Source organism: Litchfieldia sinesaloumensis (assembly GCF_900156865.1).
Taxonomy (GTDB): domain Bacteria; phylum Bacillota; class Bacilli; order Bacillales; family Bacillaceae_L; genus Ferdinandcohnia; species Ferdinandcohnia sinesaloumensis.
In genome coordinates, this window is record NZ_LT732529.1 from 2,639,482 (window position 1) to 2,652,370 (window position 12,889).

Below are 12,889 nucleotides of genomic sequence, written 5' to 3' on the forward strand. Positions count from 1 at the left end.
TATCCATGCAAATCTTTGCCTAGATCATACGAATGACAGAATAAAGTTAATCATCATCATCATCATCAGATAGAATTGATTTTACTTCACCTGAAATCGAATGTACTTGTACCGTATAGTCTTCACCTTGTGCATCTTCAATTTCAATAAAATAGTAGAGATGTCCTGCTTCTTCTTCAAGGTCAACATCGTCCACCTCTCCTTTTACATGTTGAAGCGCAATCTCAATTGCCTGTTGTTCTGAAATTCGCTGTGTAGTCTTGGCTGGTGGTTCAGGTGTAGTAGGCTGAGTCTCAGGTGGGTTCTGGGGTTGGGTTTTATTCTCTACTACATCCACAATCTTTCCAGTTGCTGTCTCTAACTTATATGTTGCTTCTGTATCACCTTTTATAACAGTCGCATAATAATACGTTTGTTCTTGTTCATCTTTCTTTTCAATTGTTTTAATTTTTCCAGCCTGCTCTTTTTCTAAAATATCCCGAATCTCAGACTCCGTTTTTTCGCGTGGCTCCTGTGAAAGCTGCGTGAGATTTGTAACGTCACCTGTTTTTTGGTGAACCTCAATTTCATACATACCTGTTTTATCGATTTCAAATTTTATTTTATAAACGTCGCCATCTCGGCTTACTTCCGTATTTTGCCCATTATACATTTTTTCAACAAGGTCGACGGCATCATTCTCAGTTAAAGGCTCTGCAGATGTAAAGGTCTTTGTTAACTGCCAAATGATAAAGGTCGCGACCAGAATGCCCACTATGGCAAGAATACCAGTACGTAGTGTTGGTTTCTTCATTGAATTCACTCCACCATTTTTTAATTCAATTTTACCTGCTTTTTATGAGAATTTAATGAGAATTCTCATCGGGAAGAAGAATATTGGCTGTAGTTCCTTCACCTTCTACACTTTCAAGAAAGAGGCTCACTCCGATAGCATCTGCTAATTCTCTTGCTAATGAAAGCCCTAAACCATAGCCCCCTGTTTTTCTTGCTCTAGCTTTATCAACCCGGTAAAAACGGTCAAACACTTTCCCAACATCTTGCTGTGGAATCCCAATTCCTTGGTCAATTATTTTAATGCTTGGTCTATTACGTTCCTGACCAATCACCACGATAATGCGTTCCTCACTGTACTTTAAGGCATTTTCCATTAAGATATAGAATACCTGTTTAAGCTTTTGCTTATCCGTCTTGACTACTGACTCTTCTTCCACAATCACTGAGATTTCACGTTTGTAGCCTTCACGGAATGACGTCACTGATTCATTTACAAGCTGAAGTAAAGGTAAGCTTTCAATATTTAGTTTCCATTGCTCTTCATGTTTCGCTAGTAGTAAGAGCTGCTGAGTTAATTCCCTCATATGCACCGCTTCAGACTGAATTGCATCAACCGCTTCTTGAAAAAGATTTGGATCAGTCTGTCCCCTACGTTTTAAAAGACTTGCATACGAATCAATAACGGTTAATGGTGTTTTCAATTCATGAGATGCATTCGAGACAAAATTCTCTTGTTTTTCAAAGTTCACCTCAAGCAAATCCATCATTTCATTAAAAGTTTGACCCATTTCATGTAACTCGTCGTTTGATTCCTTTGATATTTCTATTCGTTTATATTGACCACTTTTTCGTATTTCCCTCATCGTTTGTATCATGGTCGAAATAGGCTGTGTAATTATATTACTCAGCACTCTTGTTGACACTAGGACAGGTATCATTGCAATCAAGGTAACAGCTAGTAAGACTAGACTCAATGTTTTTAAGTTTTCATCTGTTTGTGAAAGGTCTTCTACCAATTGAAGTTCAGCCACTTCGCCATTTTGCCAAATGATTGGCAATGAGATAAATGCATATGGTCTTCCATCGAATTCAACGATTTGTTTGCTCTGCGCCTTTTGATAGGTAATTGGAAAGTCATTTAACACACTCTGCTCAGGAACATATGCCTGCGGTCCCCTTTTTCCATCTATGTACACTACCCGTAGCATTCCGTTAAGAGGTATATAGGTACGAAGAAGTGTTTCTGCAGAGACGGTATTAATAGATGCCGTTATCCCATTTAATGCTCGTACGCTTTGCGCATGTGTACGCTCCAGTTCATTTTGAAACATCATATGCCTAAACGTAAAATAAGACGCAACATTAATAAGTATTAACAAAATAATAAACAATACGGCTGTGAACAAGTTGATTCGTTTTCGTAATTTCATTTCGATTCCTTCATGACATAGCCTACACCACGTACGGTATGGATTAATGGGATTTCATATGGTTTATCCATTTTATTTCGTAAGTAGCGAATATACACATCGACTATGTTTGTATCCCCATAATAATCGTAGCCCCATACAGCATTTAATAATTGTTCCCTATTTAACACCTGGCGGGGGTGCTTCATTAAATAAGCAAGCAACTCAAATTCGCGAGGTGTTAGTTCAATTGCGTCGTCACTTCGTATTACTTCGTGTGTCGTTTCATTTAGTTTTAAATCTCCAATGATGAGCCAGTCTTCAACTCGGTCATGCGCTGGTGTATCCTGACTCTGGTTACTTCTTAACGCCACCCGTATTCTCGCCAACAGTTCTTCAATCTGAAATGGCTTCGTCACATAGTCATTAGCCCCTAAATCAAGTCCTGACACCTTATCCTCAACCGAGTCTTTTGCAGTTAACAGGATGACGGGTGTTTGTTCGTTTCCAGCACGAATTCGTCTTAATACCTCAATTCCACTCAAGCCAGGCAGCATGACATCAAGGAGGACTAGGTCCCACGATTCCTCTTGAAACTTCTGCAAGCCCATACCCCCATCAAAGGCTTTGCCTGTTTCATATCCTTCATATGTTAATTCGAGTTCCAAGACTCGTGCAATTTTCTCCTCATCTTCCACAATTAAAATACGTTGTTTCTGCGTCAAATCTTTCCCTCATTTCCTATGTATCTATTTATTGCTCCTACTCACATTTTACCCTAAAACTGATAACTACTACACTAAATGGAAAGTACCTGTTTACCATAAGACTTAATACCCACGGTAACAGGTACGTTTATAAAATCTACTCTTCCTCAATTTCTTCTTCTTCAGATCGTGGTCTTCTTCCCCAAAAGAACTCCCATGCATCTACACGTTGAGACTCCTGCTCATCACGAGTTTCGTTTTCTTTATTATCGGCCAAACCAAACACCTCCTCGCTATATCCTATTCATTTAGGCGGCTTCTGTTTGGGAATCTGCCCATATGTAATAAAATTTCTATGTAGATAATCGCTGTAAAAAATTGTATACTAAACATGTAAATATTACGAAGAGGTGATGAGAAGATGGCAAAATCAAATGCTCGTAAAAAACGTGAGAAACTAGTTCGCGAAGGAAAGCGAAATCCAGAAAACAGTAGAAGCCCATTTGCATTAATCGACTTACAATCTAGAATGACAAAAACAAAGAAGGATCATTTATACCGCACCAAACATAAGAACCAATCATTTACCGATGGAAATGATGGTTCTTTTTATTTTTGTGGCTAATAATGGTTTGTGTATCTGATTTGGATGCTGTGTCAGAATATTGGGTACGATTCTATCTCTTGCGTTACTCTTAACTCCGCTTTCTCTCTCGAACGGGAACGATTCTGCCTCTTGCGTTACTCTTAGCACCGCTGCCTCTTGCGATTGGGCACGAAACCCTTCTTGAATTACTGTCTACTTCATTACCTCCTTTTCTCCGTTTAATCAGGCACAAACCCTTCTCTTCTTACTAGAATATTGTAGTTTTCTATTATAGTCTGTTTATAAATCTAGTAATTTGGAAAGAAATAGAATAATGTAAATTTTTTCTATAAGGAGAAATATGTGTGACAACAAATACTAGAAGAAAACTAATTAATTCTGGGAGTTTTATTTTTGGATTTGGTTTCTTAGGAGCACTCGATGGAATCATCTTTCATCAGTTGCTACAGTGGCATAGTGTTTATATGGCGACAGATCGCCCTGGGCAAATTATGAGTGATGGACTCTTTCATTTCGCCGTTACTATTACTCTTATAGTGGGCGGGGTTCTACTATGGTTAGCAGGTAATCCAGGTAATCTATCAAAGGGCATTCGTTTGCTAGTAGGATGGTTCTTAATTGGGGGCGGCGTGTTTAATCTGGTTGAAGGAATTATCAATCACCATCTTCTTCAGATTCATCGAGTCAAACCCGGGGACCCTAACGCGTTAGCGTATGACTTAGCATTTCTTGGACTTGGATTGTTATTGATCATAATCGGCTATGTAATTAAGCAGAAGAAAGATGTACAAGGATCAGCCGTTAGTACGTGACTTAGGAGGAAGTAATGTATAGAATTGTTAGTTTCATTGTTATTTTTACAATCGTTTCAATGATGCTTCATCTTCATAACCAAAACAGTCACTACAGTGCAGCAAACCACGAAATGATGCACCAAGAAAATCAAATCATCATTCCTTCTAAACACCTGGCTCCCACTATAATTGGTATGGTAAAGCAAGACCCAGGTGGAACATGGTATTTAGAAGTTCATACTGAGAATTTCACCTTCAAACCAGAAAAGGCTGGTTCTGAAGAAATTACCTTTAATGAAGGACATGCCCATATTTATCTAAACGGAAAAAAAGTAAATCGTTTATATGGAAAGTTCTTTCATTTAGACAAATTACCCTCTGGAACACATAATATAAAAGTTACACTTAATGGAAACAATCATGGGGTTTTCGTGGTCAATGGTGAGGAAATTGCGCATACAGAAACCATTAAAATACCATAAAAAATGCTGACACGTTAATGTCAGCATTTTTTTCTAAACTCTCTAAACTAAATATTTCGTTTTTATGGGACAGTATGGTCTAGCTTTCCAAAGGCTTTACTTTTCATAAAAAAACAGAACAAACTATTATTCATCTGTTTTATTTGTTTCTAATCCCTGTACCGCCGTTTGTAAATTTAATTTTGCAATTACAACTTGTTCCAATGTACTTTGTGGATTCTTAAGGACAGCTTTTGCATGTTGCAAAGCTTTATGGAATGTTTTCCAACTATCTTTCGTATAGTCTTTATGACTTTTCCCTTTATGCTCTTCGTAAAGTGACTCCAACGCTTCCTTATTTACTTCCACTTTATTTCGTCCTTCAATTACATCAATACCATCTATTATAAAGGTACCACCCTTTACAACTACTTTTGTCGTATGCTTGCTATCTAAAAGTCCACGAATATTATATGATGTTTGTCTATCTCCTTTTGAATTAATTCTGTAATCTGAGTCAATTAAAATATCATCTACATAAACGTCAATTAGAGCGTCTGATGTAGATCCAAATAAATTGAAACCTGAACCTTCAAAAGAGAAAATCATGCTACTGCTAGGGCCTTCATATTTAGGTGAACTGTAAATATTTACTCCACGATAATCCATGAAGGTATCTAATCTCTCATTATCCTTAAGGGAGACCTTCAAAGTATGTGGCTTCTCCTCAAGCCCCCTAATAGAAAACCTTATGCCAGTATTGGAATCTACTGCATGATTGCCTAAGTCTTCACCATCAAGTTCAAAATTATATTTCGATTTTTCTCCAGTTCCCGCCAAATAATCAATTCCCGAACCTGTGAAATTAATTAAAATATAAGGATCATCATCAAAGTTTGCCCAGGCATTTGTATTGTTTGAACCCCACACATTGTTCTTCCTAAAAGCATATACGGTATTGTCTTTATCACCGATTAAACTTTCATCATCTTGAATTTTAACAATCTCATTTGCACCCAATTTTTTAACAGCCAGTATAGGATCTGTGGTTTCGATCTCAACTTTTGTTAAACTAGTCCAACTTTCCTTAGCTACAACTTTTAGAGTATGTTCTTTATCTTCAAGATTGTCTACTGACCATACCATTTTTTCCATACTGCTGTTATTGATGTAGCTTGCTTCTCCAACCAATTCGTCATCTAAAAAGATATCAGCTCTACCGTTATTAGGATTTGCTTCTCCAAATAACCTGATTTCAGTTCCCTTAAATTTTAGTTCAAAGTAAGCTCCATCTGACCCCCAAGCATTCCCACTATTGGATGACCAATTACCGGAGTAAAAAATTTTATTTAATGTTCCTTGGACAGTTGTAGAATCTCTATGTCCAACAGTTATGCCATTCCAAACCGGGATATTAGTCCTAGCTGTCATTTGAGTACGATTATAATGGGCATAACCCGCTTGATTATATTCCCAATCCCCTACATACCCAATTGGATACCATTTATCTGAGTTGTTAAGAGCTTCTTCTTCCGTTTCATATTTTTTCCCTTGTGCACTATCATATTTACTTGATTCATAGGTGTATCCCTTAATAGGCTCAATTAAAAGATTATCAAAAAGTGTTTCATAATAACCAGAACCTATGACCACTCGCCCTGCCATTACCGTCGAATCCTCGTCAGTGTATGTGGCTAACTCCTTTTCGTCCAAATAAAGCGTAAAATTATTTTCTCTTGCTTCAAAGCCTAGTTTATGCCAAACTTTGTTATCAAATTTTTCTACTACTCCACTTTTTACAACATTTCCTAGTTTAAGAATTTCGTATTTACCGTTTGAGTAAATACGTGCATTATATGGTGCATATGAGTCAGTTCCTCCAGCCTTCACTTGCCTAACACCAATTAATGCGTAATTACTTCTTCCTTCTACTTCAGGTGTATGTGTATCCAGCAAGAAATCATAGGAGACTTTATAATTGACCCAACGATGATCTCCTATTGTTGTATTCGGATTACTATTTGACGCTGATCCGTCTCTTCCTCCCCAAACTGCCCAGTCAGCACCTATAATGTCATGGGAAATTTTCTGTTGAAGCATACTACCGTGTTTTTTTGCTTCAGGTATTTTAATTTCAGTTCGTACTGCACTGCCACTTTTAACAGGCTTAGTTGCATTTTTAACAACTTCAAAGGCCCCTAATTGGTCGGTTGTATATCGCGGTGTACCTCCACGTCGTTCAATATAATCTCTACCCTTTTCATCCGTTGAATATTTATCATATTCAAAGTCATCTTTATATGGTAATGGCATAATTGTATCTTTTGCTAAATCAACAGGTTGTGATTGATACTCAAAATCTTCAACTTCTGATTCCTTGTCCAATGTTGTGATAGTCATAATTGAATACGGCTTTACCTCTATTTCATATTCACCGTTTTCGGGATGAATCGTATTAATATTTTTGAACCAGTTTGCATCATAACTCTCTCCTGCATCAGGTCCTCTTGTTTCCCACACATAGATTGGTGCATTTTCTTTTCCATTCAGATTTTTTGCTTGTATTTTATATTTACGTGTTTGTTTTGTGTTATTTGCAAATACGGTTGTATAGTCATCCGTATTAGGATCTTTTAATGTTAGGTAGTTATGTGTACTTGTGTCAACATCTACCCCTCCATCAAAAAAGGCCCCGTCACTAAATGTAGCATCTTTAATATACATCCAGCGCTCGTTTTCTGGGGTGGAACGATCGTCATATCCTACAAAATTCATCACATGCCTTACACCTTGTAACCCTCCGTCTACTTCATAAAAACCAGACCATGGGTCAAATGCGCTAATTAAATGTTTAGGATTATATGCTGCTCCTTCATAAAAGGATGCAACTGACGGTTGAAAATCAAATGAAACAGCATTTAATGGATGTTGCCCCGCTCCTGTCCATGTATAGACTGAGATGATTCGTGATGTTACATCGATGATTCCTGCCTTTCCACCAAGACCATTATAATGAGGCTCCATCTTTTCACGATAACGTGCATTAATCATTGGTGCTATCCCCTCAGACACCCATATTTCTTTTGGTTGATCGCCTTCAGAGATTAATTTATTTTGTAATTGTGTTAGTTCATTGGATCCTGTGATACCATAATGTGAACTAATCACGTCTATTTCATCTATCAGGTCAGGATTCTCAAGTAACGTACGGCTTATAGTTGACGTATCACGGTATCCATCTGCGGCAACTAATTTTATATCTTTATAATCCTTATCATAATTGGGCTCTTGTTTAATTTTCGTAGTGAAATACTTCAGCCATTCTATCTCGTTTCTACCATTATTATTTTGTGCCCTCTCATTTTGTGAGATGCCTATATAATCTAATTTAAATCCAAACTCTTCGTATACTGCGTCAATTGTCTGTTTATACCATTGATAACGATTTTCATACTCCTTGTTCTCGGCACCTTCCCAAGTAAAACGAGGTTCTCCCCATCGAAGAATTTCAGTTGTTATATCTGGATTTATTGATTTCGCATCTGCTGCAAATTGAAAACCAGCACCTCTAAGTACATTTGCAGGTTCATCTGCATATCGCATTGTTGCTGGCTCAGTTCCTGAAGATGAATTAACATCAGCTCCTAATTCCACTTTAACATGCGTCAAACCAGCTCCTGTGTCTCTGTTAAATAGTTGATTCATAATCTCCCAATATTTCTCTGGGTGTTCTTCCTTATAATCTAGTAGTAATCTTGATGTATTATTTGCCGTTACCGTTCCAAAGCCTTTAAAACGATTATATTCATCCATATTATTTCCATCAATCGTGATTGTCTTTGTTATGACATCAGCTTTGGCTTCTGTAGAATCGATGATTGCAATTGATCCAATAAGCATGGTTGTTATACACAAAGAACCAATGAGTTTTTTTAACTTATTTTTTGCCATGCAAAGATTTCTCCTTTCCCTATTCTTATTAATTTTGTTAAAACTATTTACTAAGAATTTTTTCTTCCCCTCCTCTATTAAACGTGATTATGTTAGCTGGGGAGATATCTCCTACCAGTTCTAACCATCGTTCTTATTTGACCATCCTAAAAGGCCCATTCGCTATTTAGCGTTTTATAGGACTTTTGTATTATCTGATTTTTCAGATAATACATGGATACGCTTTCATTATTTCACATTCCTTATCATCTTCTATACTAATTTATTGACTACATTTACTACTTTTTTTACATGTTCTATTATTTAAAAAAGAACCTGTCTTTTTAGACAGGCTCTTATACTAAAATTCATAAATAGGTAAAAGTAAATTCTACTGCAATAAATTCATCTGCTTCCTTCACAATAAAATCAAGTATAAAGAAATTTTCAGTTTCACCAAAGTGATTAATAAACTCTTGTGGTCGTAAAACAAATTCTAGTTGGTTGGCATCATACGTTATTTTTAGTTTTTGCTCCCCTTCTACTAGAATAATTCCACCATTCAATTTCGCGATTTTAAGTGCAGGAGTAATAAAACGTTCTACAATGGATATAGGGGGGATAGTAAACTGGAATGTATCTCTTAAAATTAAACTAGTAACCTTCTTATTCCATTTAAATTCTCTTGTTAGCCCATGTAATGTATCAACATTATACGTTTTCTCCAGATTCATTACTATTTCGTCAATATCTTCCCCTGTTTTTACATTCTTTATAGTAGCAAAACTTGACCGACCTTCAACTTGATAAGAGTTATTAATTATAGGTACAGAATGCCCTTGTGAACCGTTACATACGAATGTATATCTCTCAGCACCGAAATAACCATCACAATACATTCCACTCCCCAAATCTTTTAATAGAGTTTCACCTTGCTTCTGTAAGATAAAATGTCCCACATCATTATGATTATGTGGTTCATCATTGTGTCCTCCTTTACAAGCAAAGACCGAGTCATCGTATCTAGATATAAACCATTGGGAACTCGGTAGATAAAATGTATCATTCTTCCACGGATTCCCCACTTCATCTGCATTAAACCATAGTAGATTTCGAATGGCAGGTGCCCACCTACTACAATGATCTTCTGTATAGTGCGCTCTTAGGCCAATCTCTGGTACTTCAAAATCAGGATACAGTCGTTTAAGATAGTGACTAACCCCTAGAAATACAGATGCTGTCTGAGTGGAATCAGAAAAATTAACAACTTGGTCCTTATAAGTGAAGCATTTTTGCTGAAAAAGGGAGATTTGATGGACTTTTTCTGACTGAAATAAATCAATGGAATTTGCTGTTTTTTTCTTGAGTAAATCTGCAAAATACACAAAGTATCCGAAACCGTATTGCCAGTAACCGTACCCCTCCAAACACGCCCCATCATCATTAAAACCTTCTAAGTAGTATTCAATTGCACTTAATACACGTCCCAAAATGGATGAAAGCATTTCTTCATCCTTAACTAGATGTATAGCGGCCGAACCAATCGAACCACCACAAACCGCAGCCCAGTTATGTGTGGACGTTTCCCACTCAAAATTTGTTTGGTTACAAAATGGTAGTAAGACTCTTTTATATACTTCTTCAGTCATCCTCCGTTTTACTAACGGATCAATAAGATTCTCACCAATTTTTAATATTTCGCTAAGTGTAAATGCCGTCTCAGCAGAAAATAAGTCAATCGTATAAATAGGTTGATAAATACTCCCATCAACCACATCCTCAATTTCACTTTCCAATTCTTTTCTATTAGTAAGGTGTGCAGGCAATGCCCATGTATATTCATTACAAATGGACCAAATGGTATTGTGTAATTCTTGAAGATACTCAGGTTCACTCGGCTCAAGCAAAGCCATGATGGCAAAAGTATTCAACCTTTTTCTTTTTTCAAAATATACCCGCTCATATTCCAGACGCAAACCGGAATCTCTAAAAATGGTAAACATTGAAAATGTAGGTTCCTCAATCGGTTTCCCCAGCAATCGGTTTGCTTCAATCCTAATTTCATCAAGTAAAGGCTGATAAGCTGCCTTTTTCTTAATTGAACTAAACCAACAATCCTGCTCATTTTGTGAGGAGAATAACAAAGAATAATGACTATTAGTTAATAAACGCTTAATTTCTCCCGCATATAAAGACATCTCGGTTCCCCCATATACTTTATTACCGCTAATTAAACACTATCTCTTCCAATAATAAAAATACGTCCTCCCTCAAATGCAAGAAGACGTTTTAGATATATAATGATAAATGTCTATTTAAAGTACCTATCTTCTATTAATTTCAATTTTATCACTGTAAGGTAAACGGATGACTAGCCGATCAGGCATAATATTCACTTCTGGTGTTTCATTCCATTCACTTACTGTAGTATTATTTAGTGCCTCACCATATACAGCACTAACAAGCCAATTACTACCAGTTAGAATTTTTGTTTTCGCAGTTGGAATAATCGTACGAGAATGTAGTAGATTTGTGTTTGCATTTGGATATATGAGTTCCGTTTTACCATCAGCTTGAAGACACTTGATACCAGAAGCACCCCATGGCATATATGCGATGCATCCCTTTTCGCTCTCAGTAAAATCAAGTGATACATTGCTGTTCTTACCCTCAAGTCCTAGGGCAAAACCACCTTCTGCACAATCAAGTTCTCTATTTGAATGAATACTATGAATCCTCACATGCCACGGAACTCCTGGAATAATCCATGTCATGATTTCAACATCATGCCAAGGCTTCCAGCGCGTATATATATAATTATCTTCTATAACAAATTCCTCACTACATCTTTTTACTCGGTAAATATTATCTCCTTCACTTAATGCAAGTGTAGAATCAAATGCACCTTGTGCCAAGCCCCATTCAGCTCTTGGTACACTAAATCCAAAAGTATTTGAGTAGACAAATTTTTCGTATTTGGCAGATGTATGGGTATGATCATTTGTTGACCGATGACCAGAATTAAAAGCCATAATATGTTCATTTTTTTCATCATGATAAATGATGAAATGTGGTTCTTTTTGAACAGATTTAGCTTTTAATGTGGGGTAGCTTTCTTCTTCTACTCCCCAAAAAGGATGTTCTTCAGGCAATGCCAAAGGTAAGAAAGACTTTAGAGACCAATATGGAGAACCTGGAGAATTATAATTTTCACCGACTATTAAATTCGGGTATGTATATCCGATTGTCAGAATTCCGCTATCATTAAAGATTGGTTGTTTCATCCACCATCTTATATTTCTTAGTAATAAACCCTTCATAACTCCTAATGGAAATGGTTCAATTCCTGCATATATAGCCGCACTCCAAAATGCAGACTGAGCAAAGCGATATGTCATACTTCGACCATATGGAATAGAAGAACCATCAGCAGAAGACCAATAGATGAAATCCTTCGCAAAAGCTTCTGCCCGTTCCTTATAAACCTGAGCGCGCGATGAATCTTCATGTTCCATTAGTCTTGCATATATAAGAGAGAAATAGTGAATTGCAAAAGGAATATAGTAATCTGAATGCCCACCTTCTCCATCAGAATACCAACCATTTGATATATAAAAGTCATCTATTCGATTTAAATTGGTTTCTATAACCTCTTTTTCAAAGTGTTGACCAACATTTTTCAGTCCCAAGTTAACTAATACCGGGAAGAATAACCAGTTGCAATCCCATACTTTGTATTTATTAATTTGACGTAACCAATTCGCAAAATTATTCTTCTCTTCCACCGATAGTGGATCCCATACTTTTTCCGGGATCAGGAGAAGAGCTAGACCAAAGGCCGCCATTTCAACTATGCGTTGATCATATTCATTAATATCGCCCCAATATTCTTCGTGATTGGGATTTGTTCCATTTCTAATTCCTTGAAGGTGCACTTCCCAGAGATCATAGTTCTCACTTGTATTCACAAGATATGGAACTAGTCCCCACAAAATTCTCGAAAACCCTTCCATCTCAGCAATAGAGTCAGAATATGCAGCACTTGTATTCCCTAGTTTTAGTCGAGCCAATCCCTTACTGTAAAAGGGTTTTATTGGATCGCATATTTGCTTTAGTAAAATACAAAAGTCTTCTCTTGTTTTAATAGGATTCGTTTTTATGGGTGAATGATAAGTATTCATTAAAAAGAGTCACTCCTTATTACCCT

General features: G+C 36.7%; 9 protein-coding genes. 3 read left to right on the forward strand and 6 right to left on the reverse strand.

Translation table 11 applies throughout. The features are described 5' to 3' along the window. Positions 1-46: 46 nt before the first annotated feature. From CZ490_RS13210 to CZ490_RS13220, 3 genes are read right to left on the reverse strand one after another with little or no spacing between them, the layout of a single operon-like run. On the reverse strand, positions 47-793 hold the full coding sequence (locus CZ490_RS13210; RefSeq protein ID WP_077619321.1) for a PepSY domain-containing protein: 747 nt from the start codon (positions 791-793) through the stop codon (positions 47-49). Between the two features lie 52 nt (positions 794-845). Continuing rightward, positions 846-2,204 (reverse strand): sensor histidine kinase, encoded by a 1,359-nt coding sequence (locus tag CZ490_RS13215; protein ID WP_077619322.1) that lies wholly within the window; start codon positions 2,202-2,204, stop codon positions 846-848. Continuing rightward, complete coding sequence (locus CZ490_RS13220; protein WP_077619323.1) at positions 2,201-2,908, reverse strand: response regulator transcription factor; 708 nt, start codon at positions 2,906-2,908, stop codon at positions 2,201-2,203. Before CZ490_RS13220 ends, CZ490_RS13215 begins: the two co-directional genes overlap by 4 nt. A 403-nt stretch (positions 2,909-3,311) precedes the next feature. On the opposite strand from CZ490_RS13220, the gene CZ490_RS13225 reads away from it, so the two are divergent. From CZ490_RS13225 to CZ490_RS13235, 3 genes are all read left to right on the forward strand, one after another. Continuing rightward, a complete protein-coding gene (locus CZ490_RS13225; RefSeq protein ID WP_077619324.1) occupies positions 3,312-3,515 on the forward strand; it encodes a hypothetical protein in 204 nt (67 codons plus the stop codon). A gap of 326 nt (positions 3,516-3,841) precedes the next feature. Next, positions 3,842-4,309: a DUF2243 domain-containing protein gene (locus CZ490_RS13230; protein ID WP_077619325.1), complete on the forward strand. Its 468-nt coding sequence runs from the start codon at positions 3,842-3,844 to the stop codon at positions 4,307-4,309. Positions 4,310-4,323: 14 nt separating this feature from the next. Then, positions 4,324-4,773 (forward strand): hypothetical protein, encoded by a 450-nt coding sequence (locus CZ490_RS13235; protein WP_077619326.1) that lies wholly within the window; start codon positions 4,324-4,326, stop codon positions 4,771-4,773. A 126-nt stretch (positions 4,774-4,899) separates the two neighbouring features. On the opposite strand, the gene CZ490_RS13240 is transcribed toward CZ490_RS13235, so the two are convergent. The 3 genes from CZ490_RS13240 to CZ490_RS13250 form a co-directional block, all read right to left on the reverse strand. Further along, positions 4,900-8,703 (reverse strand): FIVAR domain-containing protein, encoded by a 3,804-nt coding sequence (locus CZ490_RS13240; RefSeq protein ID WP_077619327.1) that lies wholly within the window; start codon positions 8,701-8,703, stop codon positions 4,900-4,902. Positions 8,704-9,050: 347 nt separating this feature from the next. After that, a complete protein-coding gene (locus CZ490_RS13245) occupies positions 9,051-10,880 on the reverse strand; it encodes a heparinase II/III family protein (protein WP_077619328.1) in 1,830 nt (609 codons plus the stop codon). Positions 10,881-11,006: 126 nt separating this feature from the next. After that, positions 11,007-12,863: a DUF2264 domain-containing protein gene (locus CZ490_RS13250; RefSeq protein ID WP_077619329.1), complete on the reverse strand. Its 1,857-nt coding sequence runs from the start codon at positions 12,861-12,863 to the stop codon at positions 11,007-11,009. Between the last annotated feature and the right edge of the window lie 26 nt (positions 12,864-12,889).

Coding starts and splice junctions, on each gene's coding strand:
- CZ490_RS13225 (WP_077619324.1), top strand. CDS start 3,312: ATGGCAAAATCAAATGCTCGTAAAAAACGTGAGAAACTAGTTCGCGAA.
- CZ490_RS13240 (WP_077619327.1), bottom strand. CDS start 8,703: ATGGCAAAAAATAAGTTAAAAAAACTCATTGGTTCTTTGTGTATAACA.
- CZ490_RS13210 (WP_077619321.1), bottom strand. CDS start 793: ATGAAGAAACCAACACTACGTACTGGTATTCTTGCCATAGTGGGCATT.
- CZ490_RS13245 (WP_077619328.1), bottom strand. CDS start 10,880: ATGTCTTTATATGCGGGAGAAATTAAGCGTTTATTAACTAATAGTCAT.
- CZ490_RS13235 (WP_077619326.1), top strand. CDS start 4,324: ATGTATAGAATTGTTAGTTTCATTGTTATTTTTACAATCGTTTCAATG.
- CZ490_RS13215 (WP_077619322.1), bottom strand. CDS start 2,204: ATGAAATTACGAAAACGAATCAACTTGTTCACAGCCGTATTGTTTATT.
- CZ490_RS13250 (WP_077619329.1), bottom strand. CDS start 12,863: ATGAATACTTATCATTCACCCATAAAAACGAATCCTATTAAAACAAGA.